The following is a 20,011-nucleotide window of genomic DNA, read 5'->3' as shown; positions in this document are numbered from 1 at the left end:
GCCGGTGATAGGTCTCTCATTGCTTCTGGGTCTGTGCACCGGAGGCGTGTGGTGGTGGAAGCACCGGCCCGCCTCGCCGCCCTCGGCCGATGCCGGGGACTCCCCCGAGAAGGCTGGGGCCGAGGATCCCGCGAAGGCCGGGGCGCTCGCCGCCACTCCGTCTTCGACCAACCCCGACGTGCCTCCCCTGGCCCCCACGACGGTGGATCCAATACCCGCCACCCCACCCCCGGGCGCGGTGCCCGCCGTCCCCGGCGAGCTGTCGCGAGCCACCATCCGCGTGGAGGGCCCGTTGGAGACGGCCGTCGTCGCGGCGGCCGGAGCGGCCGTGGGTCCCGCGCTCGCCCAGGTGGTGACGCGCACGTTGGTGTGGTGGGTGGACGTGCCGGGAGACATCCGCCGCGGGGACACCCTGGACGTGCTCTATGAGGTGCGCTCCAACGAGGAGCCCCTCGTGCACGCGGTGCGCTTCTCCAGCGGCAAGACGGGCCAGACGCACCGCGCCTACCGCTTCCAGGCCGCGAGCGACAAGAACGCCCGCTACTACCTGCCGAGCGGCGAGGAGCTGGAGCTGCGCCTGGTGAATTCGCCCCTGGACGACTACGAGCAGGTGACGTCGCTCCTGCGCGATGGCCGCAAGCACAAGGGCGTGGACTTCAAGACGCCCGTGGGCACGCCCATCAAGGCGCCCTTCACCGGGATTGTCCGGCGCAAGAACTGGGCCTTCCGCTTCAACGGCAACTGCATCGACCTCGAGGAGGTGGGCGGCAAGCACCGCCACGCCCTCTTCCTGCACATGGACGAGCTGCCGCGCTCGCTCAAGGTGGGAGACCGGATCGCGGTGGGCAGCGTGCTGGGCCGCAGCGGCAACAGCGGCCGCTCCTTCGCGCCTCACCTGCACTACCAGCTCGAGGCCGCCAACGAGCGCATCCTGGACCCCTACGAGAACCACCGCACCTACCGGCGCTCGCTCCCGGCGTCCCAGCGCGCCGCCTTCGAGACCGAGATGCGCCGGCAGGAGGGGCTGCTCGGGGCCACGGCGATGGCCGGCTCGGGGGGCGCGGGCAATTGACCGCATCCGTTTCTTGACACCCCCGTGCCCGGCGGCTAGCGTCCCCGAAATTTCTCAACATTTCCCGGGGGTTAGGCGGTTGGGTGTGCTTGCCGGGGGGTGTGATTAACGGAGGTCGGATGTCCAGGCTTCGCGCCGTTGCCGCCGTCCTGACGCTGGGGGTGCCCTTCGCCGCCACGGCGGCGGACATCACCCGCGTCGCTTCTTCCTTCGAGGATGATGATCCCTTCGGGCTCTTCATCGACGCGGGCGTCGAGTACGCACAGCGCAACTCGAGGATCGTGCGCGAGACGTCCGTCGCCACTCCCGACGGCAGTGCCACGCCCCAGCTCCGCGATGCGTTGGAGTACGGGCGATACGAGGCCCGGCTGAACCTCGACCTGGCGGTGGGTATCTCCCGGGACGTGGAGTTCTCCTTCGGCCTACCGCTGGTGCTCCTGCAGAACGAGTACTGGAACCGCCCGAGAGCCGAGCAAGGCCCACGCGCGGACATCTCCGACATCGACCTCTCCAGGGGTCTGCGAGTGTACCGCTGGGGTCTGGGCAACGCGCGCTTCGGCCTTGGGTGGGCCATCTTCAACCAGCGCAAGGACGACACCAAGCCCACGTGGGTGGCGCGCCTCAACTACGAGGCGCCCACGGCTCCGGCGTTCGATCCGAGCTACGACACCGCGGCGACCGACCGCACGACGGTCGGGGACCGGGTGCACAAGTACACTCTGTCCACGGCGCTCTCGCGGAAGATCGGCTTGGCCGAGCCCTACTTCAATGTGGCCTACACCATCCCGGTCCGCGGCCCGTTTGCCTACTCCAACTGCGACAACACCTTGGGCATGGGCACCCCGGAGAACTGTGGCAAGCCCGGGTGGAGCCGAGGAGAGACCGGCATCCAGGCGCCGCACGTGGTGGGCGTGACGATGGGCTCGGAGTTCCAGGTTGGAGACCGGTCCGCGCGCATGCTCAAGCTGGACGCGCGCGTCGTGAGCAACTTCGTGTCCGCGGGCCGCTACTACAACGAGCTGAGCGGTGCGTTGGGCAAGCTGCTCTACTCCTCGGAGTACCTCCAGTTGGGAGGACAGCTCGGCGCGACGTTCCAGCTCAACGAGTACATCTCGTTCCGCGGCACGGCCTCGTTCCTCTACAACACGGACCACGCCCTCACGGCCGAGTCCGTGGGCCGGGACACCAACGACGATGGCAAGGTGGACTTCCTGGACGTCGCCAACAAGCCGGAGGACCGCAATCCCAACTTCAATCCCACCTGGGATCAGCCCGGGGGGCGCTTCTACGCCGTCGGGAGCAGGGATCTGCACTTCAGCGCGACGATCAACTTCACCTTCTGAAAGAGGCGCCTTCAGCGCTTCTTGAGCCCGAGTCCGAGCCGGTACACGTCCTGACCGGACCAACCGGCGCGGCGGGCCAGCTCGGTGCTCAGGGGCTTGAGCTTGTCGCCCCGGCCGAGCCCCGCCTCCAGCGCACGCAGCAGCTCCTCCTCGCTCCAGCGGTGCTCGCCGGTGCGCCCCTCCACCAACACCACCACCTCTCCCCGGGGCTCCTCGGCCGCGTAGCGCTCGCCCAACGAGCCGAGCGTGCCGCGAGCGAACTCCTCGTGCACCTTGGTCAACTCGCGCGCCACCACCGCGCGCCGCTCGCCCAGCGCGTCGCGCAAGTCGGAGAGCGTCTCGGCCAGTCGGCGCGGTGACTCGTAGAGGGCGAGCGTGGCGGACAGAGGGGCCACCTCTTCCAGCATGGCCTGGCGCTCGGGGCCCTTGCGCGGCAGGAAGCCCAGGAAGTGGAAGCGCCCGGTGGGCAGGCCCGAGGCACTCAAGGCCGCCACCAACGCCGTGGGACCGGGCACGGGCACCACCTTCACGCCGCGCTCGAGCGCCTCGGCCACCAGCTTCTCGCCGGGATCGCTGATACCGGGGCTGCCCGCGTCCGTCACCAGCGCGCAGTCCTCGCCGGCCACCAGCCGATCCAGGATGCGACCGGCGCGCTGGCCCTCGGCGAAGGCGGGCAGGCTCACCGTGTCCGCGGCGATGCCGAAGTGCTCCAACAACACGCGCGAGTGCCGCGTGTCCTCGCAGGCCACGAAGGCCACCTGCCGCAGCGTCTCGAGTGCCCGCGAGGACACGTCCCCCAGGTTCCCGATGGGCGTGGCCACCAGATAGAGCGTTCCCGACATCGACAGCCTCACATGCCGGCGTCGAAGGCGCCCGGCAGGTGCTCCACCGTCGCGCGCTCGCCGCGGCCCACCACCGAGATGACATCGAAGCGCAGCTCCCGATCTCGCACGCCGTGCGCCATCAGGTAGTGCATGGCCGCCTTCACGACCCTGCGCTGCTTGGCGAAGGACACCGTGTGGGAAGGGTCTCCCCACACCGCCGTGGAGCGCATCCGCACCTCCACGAAGCACACGGTATCCCCGCGTTCGGCCACCACGTCCAGCTCTCCGTGGCGGCACGCGTAGTTGCGCGCCCGCACCCGATAGCCCTGGGTCTCCAGGAAGCGCACCGCGGCCTCCTCGCCCTCGTCCCCGTACTGCTTGCGCTCGCCCCTCGTCCCTTCCCGCTCCATCCCCACCCTCCCCGGCGGCCCCGCCTCTCGGGGCCTCGTGCGCTACAGATTGACAGTCCCGTCCGACAGCTGCGGGAAGCCCGCGAGCGGCGTGACGTGGAGCACCTGCGTGATCGTGCCCAGGTGCTTGAGCATCCGGCCGAGCAGGGGCAGCCGGGACTCGTCCACGCCGATGAAGGCGTCCTCGACGATGAGCGGCAGCTTCACGCGGGCGCACACCTTCTCCACCAACGTCAGCCGGAGGCTCAGGAAGAAGAGATCCACCTCGCGAGGAGGCAGCTCGCTCAGCGGCAGGCGCCGGCCCGAGGCCCCGAGCACGGAGGTGCGTCCATCCCGATCCCACTCCACGCCGGTGTAGCGGCGCTCGGTGAGCGCGCTGAAGTACTGCACGCACCGCTCCCGGGCGAGCCCCATGACGGCCTGGATGTCCGTGGCGAGCAGATCTCCGGCGAGCCCCAGCAACTGGGGCGAGGGATCCTCCAGGGCCTGCGGACCGTGGGCGGCCGTCTCCATGCCCGGCACGGCACCCCCGGCCATGTGCGGATTGCGCGCGAGCGCGATGGAGTCCTTGATCCGGCTCAGCTCGCGCTCCACCTCGCGCAGGTCGCGCACGAAGGAGCCCTTCTGCTCGATCTGCGCGTTGAGCAGCTCGATCTGCTGGCGGATGATGGGCAGCTGGTTTGCGGCGTCGATGAAGTCGGGGTGCTTCTCCTGGGAGATGAGCTGCGTGCGCAGCTCGGCCACGGTGGAACCGAGCTGCTCGCGGCGCTGCAGGCGCGGGGGGATGTCCTGGGGGGTGTCCACGTCGAACACCTCCATGGCCTTGCGCACGGGGCCCGCCTCGGCCTCGAACTCCTCGGCGATCTTCTTCTCGCGCGCGACGAACATCTCGCCCCGGCGCGCCACCCGATCCTTGTCCTGCAGCTCCTCCACGAAGCGCAGGGCGAGCACGGCGGCGAAGCCGAAGGCGGGCACGTCCAACAGCGCCACGTAGCGGACCGCCTTGGGCACGAAGAAGCTGGCGATGAGGCACGCCACGCCCACGCCCACGGCGATCCAGAAGTTGCGGTTGCGCACCAGGGGCTCCACGTCGGGCAGACGCGCGGCCTCCTCGTCGGCCACCTCCTTCTCGGACATCAACCGCGCGAGCGCCTCGTCGCGCCGGGCGAGGACCCGGCCATAGCGCTCGGCGCGCGCGACGATGTCCGCGGGCAGGCCCATGGACTCGGGGGTGGGCTCGGCGTTCCACAGCGCCTCCGCCTCGCGCACCTTCTCCTTGAGCGGCTCGGTGCTGCGCAGCTTCGACTCCAGGCTGAAGACCTGGGAGTTGAGTCCGTCCACCTCGAACTGGAGGTTGTCCACCTCCTTGCAGAGCACGAGCTCCTTCTCCAACTCGCGCTGCCTGGCCTCGGCGGCGGGGATGTCCGAGGCGGGCAGCACCGACTGCGCGGCGGCGAGGCCCGACGAGGAACTCGTCCGCACGGCGGGCATGCCCGGGGAGGACAGCGTCCTCGCGGCGGGCATGCCCGGAGTGGACATCGAGCGTCCGCCGGAGCGGGGCCGACGCGAGGGCAGCTGCGCGGCCTGGAGGGTGAAGAGCTGTTCGAAGGTGGTGCGCGGCGGCAGCCCCGCCTGACCACGGAGGAACTGATTGGCCTCGCCGGTGTCCTGCGTCACGAGCTCGGGCTGCTTCGTGGTGGGGTTGAGCCGATGCAGCGTGCCCCCTCCGCCCATCTCCCGCAGCACGCGGTAGGTGAGCGTGTCCTGCCCCACGAACGTCAAGGCGCCCTTGCCCGGCTTCTGCGCGGAGACGGAGAAGGCGGCATCCCCGCCTCGGCCATCCGCGTAGAGCAACGCGAGTGTCAACCCGGACAGCGGACTCGGCTCCGCCGTGGGCGGCTTGAGCACGAAGTACCCGGTTTTCAGGGCGAAACGGCCGGCGGGGGAAAACCCCCGGACATTCTGGACGGCGAGCTCAACGAAGTGCATGCGCCCCCCATTCTAGCGCGTGCGGATATGAAAAAAGGGAGCGTCCCTGAACGGGCGCTCCCCAAAAAGAGACCGGCCGGGCAGGCCGGAGTCGACTCAGGCCTTGGCCTGGTGGGCCTTGGCGGCGCGGCGCATCTCCGCGTCCTCCTGGCTCTCCACGCGGGAGGCCTTGCCCTTGAGGTTGCGGATGTAGAAGAGGCGGTTGCGGTTGACGTGACCGCGGGTGAGGACCTCGATCTTCTCGTAGCGGGGGCTGTGCACCGGGAAGATGCGCTCCACGCCCACGCCGAAGGACACCTTGCGCACGGTGAAGGTGGCGCGGTTGTAGCCCCGCGTCTTGCGGATCACGAGACCCTCGAAGGCCTGCACGCGCTCCTTGTCGCCTTCCTTGATCTTCCAGTGAACTCGAACCGAGTCACCCGTTTGGAAAGCGGTGACGTCCTGACGGAGGTTCTTGGCCTCCACGTACTCGATAGCGCTGCGACGCATGACTCACTCCAGAAAAGCTTGGACTGGCGGTACGAAAACTTGAGAGCGGGCCGTCCTACCAGAGAGCCGGGGGGCGGACAAGCCCGCAAAGCACCACCCGGATCTGGAAACCACCGGAAGGACTACAACTCCTCCTCTTTCTTCTGCAACAGCTTCACGTCCGCCTTGCCCAGTTCCAGGCGAGCGAACAGATCCGGCCGCCGCTCCTGGGTGAGCCGCAGCGCGTGCCAGCGCCGCCACCGGGCGATCCGCGCGTGATCCCCACACTGGAGGACGGCGGGCACCTCGGCTCCCCGGAAGGAGGGAGGCCGGGTGTAGTGCGGATGCTCCAGGAGGTTCTCCTCGAAGCTCTCGGTGATGCTGGAGGACTCGTTGCCGAGCACCCCGGGCAGCAGCCGCGCCACGGCGTCCACCACGGCCAGGGCGGCCACCTCGCCTCCGGTGAGGATGAAGTCGCCCAGCGACACCTCTCCATCCAGGAAGGGCATCACGCGCTCGTCCACCCCCTCGTAGCGGCCGCACACGAGGATGAGCCCCGGCTCCCGGACAAGCTCACGCGCCCGGGCCTGGGTGAAGGTCGGGCCCCGGGGACTCATCAGCAGGACCTTGGCGCCCGCGGGAGCGCGGCTCCGGGCGGCCTCGATCGCGGCCACCAGGGGCTCGGGCTTCATCACCATGCCCGCGCCGCCGCCGTAGGGGGCGTCGTCGGTGACGCGGTGCTTGCCCTCGGCGTAGTCGCGGATGTGCGTGACGGTGACGCCCAGCAGGCCCTTCTCGCGTGCCTTGCCGAGGATGCTCGCGCCCAGGTAGCCCAGGACGCTGTCGGGAAAGAGGGTGAGCACCTCCACGGGGTACATCACGCCTCCTCTTCCGGTCCGCCTCCGCCCACCTCCAGGTACTCCGGAGGCTTCACCACGAGCCGCCCACCCGGGATGTCCACGGTGGAGACGAAGTCGTCGGCGAAGGGCACGACGAGCTCCTCACGGCCCTCGGCGCGGATCACCAGGTTGGGCACCTCGCCGGTGTCCCAGAGCTCCTCCACGCGGCCGAGCACGTTGCCGGCCTCGTCCACCGCGGTGAGACCCACCAGATCGCCCTGGAAGTACTCGTCCTCCTCGGGAGGCTCGAGGTCCTCGCGGAAGACGAGCACGGTGGCGCCCACCAGGGCCTCGGCGTCCTCGCGGCGCTCCACCTCCTCGAAGACCACGAGGGTCTCCTTGGGGGTGGGCCGCACGGACTCGATGCGCAACAGCCGCTCCTGGCCCGCGCGGGTGCGCACGAGCACGCGCTCGACGTAATCGAGCGACTCGGAGGCGGGATCGAAGGGGCGCACGGCCACTTCACCCTTGAGCCCATGGGCCCGGGCCACGTAGCCCATTTCGAGATGAGGCTTGAGGGTCACTGGCCCTCGGGAGGGGCGGAAGAGGCGGCCTGGGGAAGGCGCCGATCGTCCTGGATTTCCAGGCGGACCTTCTGGCCCTGCTTCTGCCCCGCGGCGCCGAGCAGCGTCCGGAGGGCGCCCACGGTGCGCCCGTCACGGCCGATGACCTTGCCCACGTCCTCGGGGGAGACCTTCAGCTCGAAGAGCCGGGCCCCGTCCACCTCGGACGCGCGCAGGCCAACCTGATCGGGGTGATCGACCAGGGCCCGCACCAGATAGAGGATGAGTTGCTCCACGCTGTCGACTCAGCCCCGGCAGGGACTAGGAAGCGGGGGTGGCGGCGGCGGTGCGCTTGTGGCGCTTGATGAGCTCGCCAACGGTCTCGGAGGGCAGCGCGCCGCTCTTGAGCCAGTACTCCAGACGCTCCGCGTCGAACTCCACCTTGGCCGGGTTCTGGTTCGGATCGTAGGCGCCCACGGCCTCGATGAACTTGCCGTCCCGGGGGTTGCGGGAGTCGGTGGCCACCACGTGGTAGTACGGCTTCTTCTTGGCGCCCGCGCGGGCGAGACGGAGGACAACGGCCATTTCTGATGCTCCAGGTGAAAACTGAAGGTGAGACAAGAAGGTGATCAGCTTGGAGGGGGGCGCTCTTAACGCCCCCACGAGCGGATTGTCAAGGAAGCTCGGGGCTTTGCGGCGTTTCCGAGGGACTCTCCCCTCCCCGGTTGGCCAGTTGGCCACAGGCGCCGGCGATGTCCCGGCCCCGATTCTGCCGGATGAAGGCCGCCACGTGCCCGGCGCACAACAGTTCCCGGAAGCGCTCGGCGCGCTCGTCCATGGTCGTCTGGAAGCCCAGGCCGGGGTTCTCGTTGTAGGGGATGAGGTTGACCTTGGCGGGGATGCCGTCGAGCAGCTGGATGAGGCGCGCGGCGTCCTCGTCCGAGTCGTTGAAGTCGCGCAGGAGCACGTACTCGAAGGTGATGCGGCGGCCCTGGCGCAGGGGGAACTTGCGGCAGGCGTCGAGCAGCGCGGCGATGTTCCACTTGCGGTTGACGGGCATCGTCTTGGAGCGCTGCTCGTCGGTGCTCGCGTTGAGGGAGATGGCGAGCTTCACGTCCGTCTCCTGCCCGAAGCGCTCGATCATCGGCACGAGCCCCACGGTGGACACGGTGATGTGGCGGTGGCTGAAGTTGGGCCCGTCCTGGGACTGGAGGATGGAGAGCGCCGTCTTCAGGTTCTCGAAGTTGTGCAGGGGCTCGCCCATGCCCATGAAGACCAGGTTGGAGAGCGGGCGCAGGGTCTCCAGGCTCTCGTTCCTGCGCACCTCGCGGTTGACCGCGTGCACCTGGGCGACGATCTCCCCCGGGGTGAGGTTGCGCTTGAGGCCGAGCGTGCCCGTCATGCAGAAGGTGCACGCCATGGCGCAGCCCACCTGCGTGGACACGCACAGCGTCTTGCGATCCTCGGAAGGCATGTAGACGGACTCGATGTAGCGGCCGTCCCGGGTCTTCCAGCGGTACTTGATGGTGCCGTCCACCGAGCGCTGCTCGGCGTCCTTGACGAGGGGGACGATCTCCGCGCGGGCCTTGAGCTTCTCGCGCAGGGCCTTGGACAGGTCCGTCATCTCGTCGAAGGAGGTGGCGCCGCGCTGGTGGAGCCACCGGTAGAGCTGGCCGGCGCGGAAGGCGCGCTCGCCGAGCTGCTCGGTGAGGAAGCGGGTGAGCCCCTCCAGGGTCAGGCTGGAGACCTCCGTGCGCGGCGTGGCGGCCGGGGTGGGCGCGGGCACGGGCGGAGCGGCGGTGTCGACGGTGGCGCTGGCGGGCTCTGTCGGCGTCATCATGGTTCCAACGGAGAGGTGTAGGAGCCACTTCCCACAACCAGGCCGGTGGAGTCAAAGGAGGGCTCGTCCCCTTCCCCGCCCTGGATCTATCCTCGCTCGTTCCGGCCCCCGTCGCGTCGCGGGCGGCCCTGGTACGACGGAGGGACACACACCATGCGCATCGACACCCGAGCAGTCGAATACACCCACGGCGACAAGTCCTTCGAGGGCGTGCTGGCCTACGACGGCCACCGCGAGGGCAAGCGTCCCGCCGTCCTGGTCTTCCATGGGTGGGAGGGCCGCAGCGAGGCGCAGCTCGACTTCGCCAAGAAGCTCACCGATTGGGGATATGCGGGTTTCGCCTGCGATCTCTACGGCAAGGGACTGAGAGGCACGACACCCGACGAGTGTCGGGCGCTCATGACCCCCCTGGTGTCGGACCGAGCGACGCTGCGCGAGCGCATCCTGAAGACCGTCGAGACCATCCGGAACCAGCCCGAGGTGGACGCCACCCGGGTAGCCGCGATCGGGTTCTGCTTCGGAGGGCTGTGCGTGCTGGACCTGGCGCGCACGGGCGCGGACGTGCGGGGCGTGGCGAGCTTCCATGGCCTGCTCGGCCGCCCCGAGGGCCTCGCGGAGACGGAGATCAAGGCCAAGGTCATGGTCTTCCACGGGTGGGACGATCCCATGGCGCTGCCGGAGGACGTGGTGGCCCTGGGCCGCGAGCTCACCCGGTGCAAGGCGGACTGGCAGGTGCACGCGTACGGCGCCACCATGCACGCCTTCATGGCGCCGTTCGCCAATGATCCCGCCTCGGGCATCCTCTACAGCGAGAAGGCCTCGCGCCGCGCGTGGACGTCGCTCGCGCCCTTCCTCGCCGAGGTCTTCTTCTCCTGAAAGACGAAGGCCCAGTCCCCGCGAGCTGCGCGGGAGCCGGGCCTCAAAGTCCATGGGGCCTCCTACCGAGGCCCGCCGGGACTACTTCTTGCCGGAGTACTCGTAGCCGTGGATCTCGGTCTCGCGGAAGAAGTACGCGATCTCGTTCTTCGCGTTCTCCAGGCTGTCCGAGCCGTGCACCGTGTTCTGGTCGATGCTGGTGGCGAAGTCACGGCGGATGGTGCCGGGGGCCGCGTTGGCCGGGTTGGTGGCGCCCATGAGATCACGGTTGCCCGCGACGGCGTTCTCACCCTCGAGCACCATCAGGACGACGGGGCCGGAGATCATGAAGCTCACCAGGTCCTTGAAGAAGGGGCGCGCCTTGTGGACGGCGTAGAACCCCTCGGCCTGCGCCTGCGACAGGTGCTGCAGGCGGATGGCGACCGGCTTGAGACCCTTCTCCTCGAAGCGGGAGATGATCTTGCCGATGACGCCCTTCTGAAGCCCGTCGGGCTTGATGATGGACAGCGTACGCTCGATGGCCATGGTCCTGGCTCCTCGTTGTGTCGTTGGGAAGTGAGGCGGAAAACGGGGGAACTAGCGGCTCTTCTTCGGAGGACCGCGCTTGATGGCCTCCTGCAGCGTGGTGCCCAGCTCGGCGGGGCTGGCGGCCATGAGGAAGCCCGCGGCCTCCATGGCCTTGATCTTCTCGGACGCCGTGCCCTTGCCGCCGGAGATGATGGCGCCCGCGTGACCCATGCGCTTGCCCGGAGGAGCCGACTGGCCGGCGATGAAGCCCGCGATGGGCTTCTTGAACTCGCGCGCCACGTACTCGGCACCGGCCTCCTCGGCGTTGCCGCCGATCTCGCCGATCATGATGACGGCGTCGGTCTCGGGGTCGTCGTTGAAGAGCTTGAGCACGTCCACGAAGTCCGTGCCGTTGACCGGGTCACCGCCGATGCCCACCGCGGTGGACTGGCCCAGGCCCAGCTGGGTGAGCTGGTACACGGCCTCGTACGTCAGCGTGCCCGAGCGCGACACCACGCCGATGCGGCCCGGCTTGTGGATGTGGCCCGGCATGATGCCGATCTTGCACTTGGCGCCCGGGGTGATGACGCCGGGGCAGTTGGGACCGATGAGGCGCACGCCCGGCTTGCCCTGGATGTAGCGCTTGGCCTTCACCATGTCGTTGACGGGGATGCCCTCGGTGATGGTGATGATGAGGGAGATGCCCGCGTCGGCCGCCTCCATGATGGAGTCCGCGGCGAAGGGGGGCGGCACGAAGATGACCGAGGTGTTCGCCCCGGTCTGCTTCACCGCGTCGGCCACCGTGTTGAACACGGGGACCTTGCCCTCGAAGTCGGTGCCGCCCTTGCCCGGCGTCACACCGCCGACCAGCTTGGTGCCGTACTCCAGCATCTGCTTGGAGTGGAACGAGCCCGCCGAGCCGGTGATGCCCTGGCAGAGGACCTTCGTGTCGTTGTTGACGAGGATGCTCATGGCTTGACCTTTCTCTGCCTGGAACTACTTCACCGCGGCGACGGCCTTCTCGGCGGCCTGGCGGAGGTTGTCGGCGGGGGTGATGGCGAGGCCGGAGTTGCTCAACAAGTCCTTGCCCTGCTGCACGTTGGTGCCCTCGAGCCGGACCACGAGCGGGATCTTCAGCTGCACTTCCTTGGCCGCGGCGATGATGCCCTCGGCGATGATGTCGCACTTCATGATGCCGCCGAAGATGTTGACGAGCACCGCCTTGACCTGCGGGTCGGCGAGGATGAGCTTGAAGGCCGCCGTCACCTTCTCCTTGCTCGCGCCACCGCCCACGTCGAGGAAGTTGGCCGGACTGCCGCCCACCAGCTTGATGGTGTCCATGGTGGCCATGGCCAGACCCGCGCCGTTCACCATGCAGCCGATGTTGCCGTCCAGCGCGATGTAGGCCAGATCCCACTCCTTGGCCTGGGTCTCGCGCGGCTCCTCCTCCGCGAGATCACGGTAGGCGAGCAGATCCTTGTGCCGGTAGAGCGCGTTCTCCTCGAAGTCCACCTTCGCGTCGAGCGCCACCACGCCGCCATCCTTGGTGATGACCAGCGGGTTGATCTCCACGAGCGAGGCGTCCGCCTCGGTGTACACGCGGTAGAGCGCGGAGCAGAACTGCACGAACTTGTTCACCGTGGGGCCGGTGAGCCCCAGACCGAACGCCAGCTTGCGGCCCTGGAAGTCCTGGAAGCCGGCGATGGGGTCCACCGCCTCGCGGAGGATCTTCTCCGGGTGCTTCTCGGCCACTTCCTCGATCTCCACACCGCCCTCGCGCGAGGCCATGAAGGTAATGCGCGAGGTGGCGCGATCCAGCGTCACGCCGAGGTACAGCTCCTGGCCGATGGCCAGGCCCTCCTCGATGTAGACCTTGTTGACCGTCTGGCCCTCGGGCCCGGTCTGGATCGTCTTGAGCTTCATGCCGATCATCTGCTGGGCGAGCTGCTTCGCCTCGGCGGGGCTCTTGGCCAGCTTCACGCCGCCGCCCTTGCCACGGCCGCCCGCGTGAATCTGGGCCTTCACGACGACCACCGAAGTGCCCAACTCCTTCGCGGCCTTCTCGGCCTCGTCGGGAGTGGTCGCGAGGATGCCTCGCGGCGTGGGGACTCCATACTTCCGGAAGAGTTCCTTGCCCTGGTACTCGTGGATCTTCATCGAAGCTCCGGGTGACGCGGATAACGCGCGACTGGCCGCCGGGAGCCAGCCCCCCGGGACGGCTGCCTCTCTCGCGCAGAATGGCCCGCTTGGCAAGACCCGAGTGTCAAGGGCCCTGCTCTGGCGGACGGAAAAAGACCGAGGCTCCGGCCCGACGAATTCACGCCAGACGCGGAGCCTCGGCAAAACTAAAGCGGGGTGACACGCGAGCGCTAGCCCGGACCGCCCGTCGCCTTCTTGTCACCTTCCTGATTGAAGAAGATGTCCTTGATGATCTGCTTGGTCACCTCGCGGTTCATCACCGCGATGGAGGTGGTGAGCGGGATCTCCTTGGGGCACACCTTCACGCAGTTCTGTGCCTTGCCGCAGTCCTGGATGCCACCCGGGCCCATGAGCCCGCGCACGCGCTCCTCGGAGTTCATCTTGCCCGTGGGGTTCATGTTGAAGAGCCGCGCCTGGCTGATGGCGGCGGCGCCCATGAACTCGTTGTCGATCGTCACCTGCGGGCACGCCTCGAGGCAGCTGCCACACGTGATGCACGTGGACAGCTTGTACATCACCGAGTGATCCGCCGGAGACTGGCGAGGACCGGGGCCCAGGTTGTGGGTGCCGTCGATGGGGATCCACGCCTTGACGCGCTTGAGCGCGTCGAACATGCGATCACGGTTCACCGCCAGGTCGCGCGTGACGGGGAACTTCTTCATCGGCTCGAGCGTGATGATGGGCTCGCCGCCGCCGATGATGCGATCGATGAGCGCGGAGCACGCCATGCGCACCCGGCCGTTGATGTTCATGGCGCAGCTGCCGCACACCTCTTCCAGGCACGCGGCGTCCCAGATGACCGGGGCCACCTTGCGCCCGTCGGTGGTGACGGGGTTGCGCTGGATCTCCATGAGACAGGAGACGACGTTGGCTCCCTGGCGGTAGGCGATGCGGAACTCGTCGTAGTGCCCCTGCTGATCCGGACCGTCCTGGCGCCAGATGCGGAAGGTGACGTGCTTGGTCGTGTTGCTGACAGGCGCTTGCGTCGTGGTCGCGTGGTCCATGTCGTTCCCTCTCTGCTCAGGCGTACCAGCGCGGCTCGGGGTCGAGCACGGGCGTGGGGATGTCCTCGTAGCTGATCTGCGGCGTCTCGGGCGAATAGGACGCGAGCGTCGTCTTGGCCCACTTCTCGTGGCGCTTCTTCCACAGCCCCATCCAGTTGGGATCCTGCGTCGGGTCCTTCGAGGCGGGCTCGGGCAGCGAGAAGTCCGGCTTGTAGTGGGCGCCGCGGCTCTCGTCGCGCAGCAGCGCGCTCTTGGTGATGACCTCGGCCAGCTCGAACATGTTCCAGAGCTGGTTGGCGTAGGAGATGCTGCGGTTGGCCACGTTGCCCGTGTCCAGCGCGTTGATGTTCTTCCAGCGATCCTTGAACTCGCGGATCCGATCCAGCGTCTTCTGGAGCCGGTCGTTGTAGCGCACGACGGTGACGTTCTCCGTCATGATGTCGCCGAGCTCCTTGGTGAGCCCGTACGCGTTCTCCTTGCCGTCCATCTTCTTGATGGAAGCGAAGCGCTCCTCCCAGAACTTCTTCGCCTCGGCGAAGTGCTTCTGCAGATCCGCGTCGGTGGCGCTCTTGGTGTTGCTCTTGGCGAAGGACGCCATGGCCGGGCCGCTGAGCATGCCGGCGTAGATGCAGGACAGGAGCGAGTTGGCGCCCAGGCGGTTGGCACCGTGGTAGGCGTACTCGGCCTCGCCCGCGGCGTACAGGCCGGGGATGCGCGTGGTGTGGTTGACGGGGCTGCCCACCAGCGGCGTCTGCGTCTTCGAGTCCGCCTCGAAGGACACGTGCAGGCCGCCCATCGAGTAGTGCATGCCCGGGAAGATCTGCATGGGCACGTGGCGCGGATCATCACCCACGAACTTCTCGTAGATCTCCATCACGCCGCCGAGCTTCTCGGTGAGCTTCTGGGCGGGGATGTGCGTGACGTCCAGGAACACGGCGTCGCGGCCACCGATGCCCAGGCCCAGCTCGCGGCACACGGTGAAGATCTCGCGCGTGGCCACGTCGCGCGGCACGAGGTTCTTGTACTTGGGGTACTTCTCCTCGAGGAAGTAGAAGCGCTCGCTCTCGGGGATCTGCCGGGGATCGCGCACGTCGCCCTTCTTGCGCGGCACCCACACGCGACCGCCCTCGCCACGCACCGACTCGCTCATCAGGCGCAGCTTGTCCTCACCCGGGATGGAGGTGGGGTGCACCTGGATGAACTCACCGTTGGCGTAGATGGCCCCCTCCATGTACGCGCGGCCCGCGGCGGTGCCCGTGTTGATGATGGAGTTGGTGGAGCGGCCGAACACGATGCCCGGACCACCGGTGGCCAGACACACGGCCTCGGCGGGGAAGGTGCGGATCTCGTTGGTGCGCAGATCCATGGCCACGCTGCCGATGCACCGGCCCGTGCCGTCCTTCACCGTGCCGAGCCACTCCCAGTACTCGTACTTGGTGACGCGGCCCTCGGACTCCCAGCGGCGCACCTGCTCGTCCAGCGCGTAGAGCAACTGCTGGCCGGTGGTGGCACCCGCGAAGGCGGTGCGGTGGTGGAGCGTGCCGCCGAAGCGGCGGAAGTCGAGCAGACCCTCGGGCGTGCGGTTGAACGTCACCCCCATGCGATCCAGCAGGTAGATGATGCCGGGGGCCGCGTAGCACATGCCCTTCACGGAGACCTGCTCGGCGAGGAAGTCTCCGCCGCGCAGCGTGTCCTTCACGTGGATGTCCGGACTGTCACCCTCCCCCTTCGTGTTCACCGCGCCGTTGATGCCTCCCTGGGCGCAGACCGAGTGGGATCGCTTGACCGGCACGAGCGACAGGATGTCGACCTGATGCCCCGCCTCGGCCAGCTTGATGGTGGTCATCAGCCCGGCGAGTCCGCCGCCCACCACCGTGAATCGCGCTGCTGCTGCCATGCTGCGTCTCCTTGGTGTCCCCGAGAGCCCGTCGCCGGGTTCACGCGCCGGCGCCGCCTGCCCATGCGGGCGCGGGAAACCGGACCTCTCGGTGCAGTGCTACGTCAAGTTAACTGGTGGATTCAGCAAGCCGCAAAGATTACCGGATCACGGAGAATAAGCGCGCTCCATCACCGGCATCAGCCACGCTCCGCCCGGCCCCACGTGGAGCATCCCACGGGGGCGGCCAGGCGGAGCGGCGGCGCGCGGCGATTACAGCTTGACGCTCTCGACGGTCTTCTTCACCGAGTCGTAGGAGCGGGCCAGCTCGGCCTTCTCCGCCTCGTTGAGCTCCACGGTGTGGATCTTCTCCACGCCGCCCGCGCCGATCTGCACCGGCACGCCGAAGAAGACGCCGTTGATGCCGTACTCACCATTGAGCATGGCGGCGGCCGGGAGCACGCGCTTGCGGTCGAGCAGGAAGCTCTCGGCCATGGCGATGGAGCTGGCGGCGGGCGCGAAGTAGGCGCTGCCCGTCTTGTACAGGCCCACCAGCTCGGCGCCGCCCTTGCGGGTGCGGTCGATGATGGCGTCCAGCTTGTCCTTGGCGATGAGCTGGGTGAGGGGCACGCCGCCCACGGTGCTGTGGCGAACGAGCGGCACCATGTCGTCACCGTGGCCGCCGAGCACCAGCGCCTCCACGTCGCGGATGGAGGTGTTGAGCGCCTCGGCGATGAAGAACTTGAAGCGGCTGGTGTCGAGCACGCCCGCCATGCCCACGACCTTGTTCGCCGGCAGGCCGGAGATCTTCTGGAGCGCGTACACCATGGCGTCCAGCGGGTTGGCCACGTTGATGACGAAGGCGTCCGGGCAGTGCTGCTTGATGTTGCCCGCCACGTCCCGCATGATCTTCAGGTTGACGTCGAGCAGGTCCTCGCGCGTCATGCCCGGCTTGCGCGGCACGCCCGCGGTGATGATGACCACGTCCGCGCCCGCCACGTCCTTCCAGTCCGTGGTGCCGGTGACGCGACAGTCGTAGCCGTCCACCGCGGAGAGCTGGTTGATGTCCAGCGCCTTGCCCTTGACCAGGCCCTCGGCCGCGGGGATGTCGTAGAGGATGACGTCGCCGAGCTGCTTCTGCACGGCGAGCAGGGCCAGATTGCCACCAATCTGACCACCGCCGATGAGGCCGATCTTCTTCTTGGAGTGAGCCATGTGGTTTGTCTCCTCGTGACGACTACATGTTCTTGATGATGGCCTGACCGAACTCCGAGCACTTCACCTCGGTCACGCCGGTCTGCTTCTCCTGGTTCATCAGGCGGGCGAAGTCGTAGGTGACGGTCTTGCTGGCGATGGCCTTGTCCATGCCCTTGATGATGAGGTCGGCCGCCTCGTTCCAGCCCATGTGGCGCAGCATCATCTCGCCCGAGAGGATGACCGAGCCCGGGTTCACCTTGTCCAGGTCCGCGTACTTGGGCGCGGTGCCGTGGGTGGCCTCGAACACGGCGTGGCCGGTCAGGTAGTTGATGTTGCCGCCCGGCGCGATGCCGATGCCGCCCACCTGCGCGGCGAGCGCGTCGGACAGGTAGTCACCGTTGAGGTTGAGCGTGGCGATGACGTCGAACTCGTCCGGACGCGTGAGCACCTGCTGCAGGGTGATGTCCGCGATGGAGTCCTTGATGAGGATCTTCCCGGAGGCGAGCGCCGCCTTCTGCTCGGCGTTGGCGGCCTCCTCGTTCTTGGCGGCCTTGGTGGCCTCCCACTGATCCCACGTGTAGACCTTGTCACCGTACTCGCGCGCCGCGAGCTCGTAGCCCCACTTGCGGAAGGCGCCCTCGGTGAACTTCATGATGTTGCCCTTGTGCACGAAGGTGACGCTCTTGCGCTTCTCCACCAGGGCGTACTCGATGGCGGCGCGGATGAGGCGCTCGGTGCCTTCCTTCGACACGGGCTTGACGCCCAGACCCACGTCCTGGGGGAAGCGGATCTTGCCGAACTCCTTGGGGAACTCCTTCTTGAGGATCTCGAGCACCTTGGCGGCCTGGGCCGAGCCCGCCTCGAACTCGATGCCCGCGTAGATGTCCTCGGTGTTCTCCCGGAAGATGACCATGTCGACCTTCTCGGGGGTCTTCACGGGGCTGGGCACGCCCTTGAAGTAGCGCACGGGGCGCAGGCACACGTACAGGTCGAGCAGCTGGCGCAGCGCCACGTTGAGCGAGCGGATGCCACCGCCCACCGGCGTCGTCAGCGGGCCCTTGATGCCCACCAGGTACTCGCGGAACGCCGCCACCGTCTCGTCGGGCAGCCAGTTGTTGACCGTCTTGAAGGCCTTCTCGCCGGCGAGCACCTCGAACCAGGAGATCTTCTTCTTGCCGCCGTAGGCCTTCTCCACCGCCGCGTCGAAGACGTTCTGCGAGGCGCGCCAGATGTCGCGGCCGGTGCCGTCTCCCTCGATGTAGGGGACGATGGGGTTGTTCGGCACGGTCAGCTTGCCGTTCTGCAGGGTGATCTTCTCGCCGCTCGGAGGCGCCATGGACGAAGCTCCTGATGATGAGGAAATGAGGGGGACTTAAGGGCGGCGGATGCTTTGCGCCTCTGGCCCCTGGCGTCAAGGAGTTTGGCTGCCCGTCGAGCGTCCTGACTTATCGGAGCCAGTCCGCACCACGTCCCACCACCCGAAGTGCATCACCCGCTCGTCCATGAGTCGCAGCCAACCCGGTGCGTGCTGGTAGCGCACGGGCACCAGCCCCACCTCCTCCAGGGCCCGGGCCACGAACGCGAAGGACCAGAAATACAAGGTCACCGGGGGATCCGCCTCCGGCAGCCGCCAGCTCGCCTCCTCGTGGGCCTCGAGCCCCGGCCGGCGCTCCAGCACCGTGAAGAGCAGCCGTCCCCCCGGGGCCAGGGCCCTCGCCAGGTGTCCCAGGGTCCGGGGCAGGTCCTCGCAGAAGTCCAGGCACCCCACCGCCAGGGCCACCCCGAAGCGGCCCTCCTCCCCGGCGAGCGGCTCCCGGTAGCTGTGCGACCGGTAGGTCCCTCGAGGTCGGCCCCGCCGCGCCACCTCGAGCATCTCCGGCGAGAGATCCAGGCCCACCACCTCCACGTCCGGCGGCAACGCCCGCGTGAGCAGCCCCGGCCCACACCCCATGTCGAGCACCCTCGCACCCGGAGTCACCGTCTCCGCGAGGAAGCGCTCCACACGCCCCTCGTAGCGCTGGAGCGAGGGAAAGAAGGCCTCATAGGCCTCGGCGATCTCCCCATAGGCGCTCCGCACGCCCCGCTCCTGCGCGTCGGGTTCGAGGCGCTCGGGCCCCGGCTCATGATCCGTGGCCCCTTCCGTGGATGGACTGCCCGTCCGGCTGACGCTCATTCCCCGGGTTGTAGTGCATGCATCCCGCCCCCTTCCATCACCCAGCGGGGGCCCTGGACTCCTCGTCCACCGTCCAGGAGTGAATCCATGCTGACCCTCTGTGAAGGGAAAGCCCACACTCGATGGAAATCTACACCTAGAATACCCTTCAACTCCTGGTGGAACGCGATTCCGCCGGAACGAGAGGACCCTCCGGGTCGGAAAATCCTTCGAAACCATGATCCAAACCATGATCCGAAACGCCACCGACGAGCGCATCCAGTGCCTGGGGCAGAACCTGAGGATCGTCAGCTCGGGGCTCGGCTCATTCTGGCGGCTCGCCAGCCGGTTCATGCTGGAGGAGAGCATGGGGACCACGGGGCCCGACGGACTCGTCCAGTTCGATTCGGAGGCGTGGTACCCGCTCACGGGCCATCTCCGGGTGCTCGAGCGGATCCGCAAGGATTTCGGAGACGTGGCCTTGCGGCAGGTGGGGGCCTCGACCCCGAGGTTCGCCCGGGCCATGCCCGCTGGCATCGACGTCCGCGCCGCGTTCCAGAAACTGGACGTGATGTACCACCTCAACCATGCCGTGAACGGCCAGCCGATGTTCTCCGAGCACACGGGCCAGTTCCAGGACGGCATCGGCCACTACCTGGTGCGCTCCGTCCCCCACCACAAGCAGCTCCTCTGTGAGAGCACCGGCCCCTATCCGTGTGCCTTCGACGAGGGGTTGCTGCTGGCCATCGCGCGCTCCCATGAGCCCTCGGCCATGCTGACGCACCTGGAGCCCGCGACGTGCCGCAACCGGGGCGCCGACCGCTGCACCTACTCGGTGGCCTGGACGTAGGG

Annotated in this window: 21 protein-coding genes; 4 read left to right on the top strand and 17 right to left on the bottom strand. The window is 68.1% G+C overall.

Annotation, left to right across the window (positions count from 1 at the left end):
- Window positions 1-46 precede the first annotated feature (46 nt).
- Both CYFUS_RS23165 and CYFUS_RS23160 read left to right on the top strand, forming a co-directional pair.
- Window positions 47-1,072: a M23 family metallopeptidase gene (locus CYFUS_RS23165; RefSeq protein ID WP_095992174.1), complete on the top strand. Its 1,026-nt coding sequence runs from the start codon at window positions 47-49 to the stop codon at window positions 1,070-1,072.
- Window positions 1,073-1,191: 119 nt separating this feature from the next.
- A complete protein-coding gene (locus CYFUS_RS23160; RefSeq protein ID WP_095987210.1) occupies window positions 1,192-2,415 on the top strand; it encodes a hypothetical protein in 1,224 nt (407 codons plus the stop codon).
- Between the two features lie 11 nt (window positions 2,416-2,426).
- Here the strand turns inward: CYFUS_RS23160 and rsmI are convergent, their stop codons facing one another.
- From rsmI to rlmN, 9 genes are all read right to left on the bottom strand, one after another.
- A complete protein-coding gene (gene rsmI / locus CYFUS_RS23155; protein WP_095987209.1) occupies window positions 2,427-3,257 on the bottom strand; it encodes a 16S rRNA (cytidine(1402)-2'-O)-methyltransferase in 831 nt (276 codons plus the stop codon).
- An 8-nt stretch (window positions 3,258-3,265) separates the two neighbouring features.
- The gene (locus CYFUS_RS23150) at window positions 3,266-3,649 is read right to left on the bottom strand and encodes a YraN family protein (protein ID WP_095987208.1); all 384 of its coding nucleotides are present in this window, start codon (window positions 3,647-3,649) and stop codon (window positions 3,266-3,268) included.
- A gap of 42 nt (window positions 3,650-3,691) precedes the next feature.
- On the bottom strand, window positions 3,692-5,638 hold the full coding sequence (locus CYFUS_RS23145) for an ATP-binding protein (RefSeq protein WP_095987207.1): 1,947 nt from the start codon (window positions 5,636-5,638) through the stop codon (window positions 3,692-3,694).
- A 96-nt stretch (window positions 5,639-5,734) separates the two neighbouring features.
- Window positions 5,735-6,127 (bottom strand): 50S ribosomal protein L19, encoded by a 393-nt coding sequence (rplS, locus tag CYFUS_RS23140; protein ID WP_002625297.1) that lies wholly within the window; start codon window positions 6,125-6,127, stop codon window positions 5,735-5,737.
- 122 nt (window positions 6,128-6,249) lie between these two features.
- Entirely contained in the window at window positions 6,250-6,984 is a 735-nt protein-coding gene (gene trmD / locus CYFUS_RS23135; RefSeq protein WP_095987206.1) for a tRNA (guanosine(37)-N1)-methyltransferase TrmD, read from the bottom strand.
- Window positions 6,984-7,505: a ribosome maturation factor RimM gene (gene rimM, locus CYFUS_RS23130; protein WP_095992173.1), complete on the bottom strand. Its 522-nt coding sequence runs from the start codon at window positions 7,503-7,505 to the stop codon at window positions 6,984-6,986. Before rimM ends, trmD begins: the two co-directional genes overlap by 1 nt.
- 20 nt (window positions 7,506-7,525) lie before the next feature.
- Window positions 7,526-7,804, bottom strand: coding sequence for a KH domain-containing protein (locus CYFUS_RS23125; protein WP_095987205.1), 279 nt, complete (start codon window positions 7,802-7,804; stop codon window positions 7,526-7,528).
- 25 nt (window positions 7,805-7,829) lie between these two features.
- Window positions 7,830-8,093: a 30S ribosomal protein S16 gene (rpsP, locus tag CYFUS_RS23120; RefSeq protein ID WP_095987204.1), complete on the bottom strand. Its 264-nt coding sequence runs from the start codon at window positions 8,091-8,093 to the stop codon at window positions 7,830-7,832.
- A gap of 88 nt (window positions 8,094-8,181) precedes the next feature.
- Window positions 8,182-9,345, bottom strand: coding sequence for a 23S rRNA (adenine(2503)-C(2))-methyltransferase RlmN (rlmN, locus tag CYFUS_RS23115; RefSeq protein WP_095987203.1), 1,164 nt, complete (start codon window positions 9,343-9,345; stop codon window positions 8,182-8,184).
- A gap of 156 nt (window positions 9,346-9,501) precedes the next feature.
- On the opposite strand from rlmN, the gene CYFUS_RS23110 reads away from it, so the two are divergent.
- Complete coding sequence (locus tag CYFUS_RS23110; protein ID WP_095987202.1) at window positions 9,502-10,224, top strand: dienelactone hydrolase family protein; 723 nt, start codon at window positions 9,502-9,504, stop codon at window positions 10,222-10,224.
- A gap of 81 nt (window positions 10,225-10,305) precedes the next feature.
- On the opposite strand, the gene ndk is transcribed toward CYFUS_RS23110, so the two are convergent.
- The 8 genes from ndk to CYFUS_RS23070 form a co-directional block, all read right to left on the bottom strand.
- On the bottom strand, window positions 10,306-10,749 hold the full coding sequence (ndk, locus tag CYFUS_RS23105) for a nucleoside-diphosphate kinase (RefSeq protein ID WP_002625306.1): 444 nt from the start codon (window positions 10,747-10,749) through the stop codon (window positions 10,306-10,308).
- A 51-nt stretch (window positions 10,750-10,800) separates the two neighbouring features.
- Complete coding sequence (gene sucD / locus CYFUS_RS23100) at window positions 10,801-11,703, bottom strand: succinate--CoA ligase subunit alpha (RefSeq protein WP_071903178.1); 903 nt, start codon at window positions 11,701-11,703, stop codon at window positions 10,801-10,803.
- Between the two features lie 24 nt (window positions 11,704-11,727).
- On the bottom strand, window positions 11,728-12,888 hold the full coding sequence (gene sucC / locus CYFUS_RS23095) for an ADP-forming succinate--CoA ligase subunit beta (protein WP_095987201.1): 1,161 nt from the start codon (window positions 12,886-12,888) through the stop codon (window positions 11,728-11,730).
- Window positions 12,889-13,100: 212 nt separating this feature from the next.
- Entirely contained in the window at window positions 13,101-13,934 is an 834-nt protein-coding gene (gene sdhB / locus CYFUS_RS23090; protein ID WP_095987200.1) for a succinate dehydrogenase iron-sulfur subunit, read from the bottom strand.
- A gap of 16 nt (window positions 13,935-13,950) precedes the next feature.
- On the bottom strand, window positions 13,951-15,831 hold the full coding sequence (gene sdhA, locus CYFUS_RS23085; protein ID WP_095987199.1) for a succinate dehydrogenase flavoprotein subunit: 1,881 nt from the start codon (window positions 15,829-15,831) through the stop codon (window positions 13,951-13,953).
- A gap of 252 nt (window positions 15,832-16,083) precedes the next feature.
- On the bottom strand, window positions 16,084-17,025 hold the full coding sequence (mdh, locus tag CYFUS_RS23080; protein ID WP_095987198.1) for a malate dehydrogenase: 942 nt from the start codon (window positions 17,023-17,025) through the stop codon (window positions 16,084-16,086).
- A gap of 22 nt (window positions 17,026-17,047) precedes the next feature.
- Window positions 17,048-18,343: an NADP-dependent isocitrate dehydrogenase gene (gene icd, locus CYFUS_RS23075; RefSeq protein WP_095987197.1), complete on the bottom strand. Its 1,296-nt coding sequence runs from the start codon at window positions 18,341-18,343 to the stop codon at window positions 17,048-17,050.
- 75 nt (window positions 18,344-18,418) lie between these two features.
- Window positions 18,419-19,180: a class I SAM-dependent DNA methyltransferase gene (locus CYFUS_RS23070; RefSeq protein ID WP_332468418.1), complete on the bottom strand. Its 762-nt coding sequence runs from the start codon at window positions 19,178-19,180 to the stop codon at window positions 18,419-18,421.
- A gap of 229 nt (window positions 19,181-19,409) precedes the next feature.
- Between CYFUS_RS23070 and CYFUS_RS23065 the strand changes: the two genes are divergently transcribed.
- On the top strand, window positions 19,410-20,009 hold the full coding sequence (locus tag CYFUS_RS23065; RefSeq protein ID WP_157758603.1) for a hypothetical protein: 600 nt from the start codon (window positions 19,410-19,412) through the stop codon (window positions 20,007-20,009).
- The last annotated feature ends 2 nt before the right edge of the window (window positions 20,010-20,011 follow it).

Source organism: Cystobacter fuscus (assembly GCF_002305875.1).
Classification (GTDB): Bacteria; Myxococcota; Myxococcia; order Myxococcales; family Myxococcaceae; genus Cystobacter; species Cystobacter fuscus_A.
This window is presented reverse-complemented; position numbering and strand designations above follow the sequence as displayed.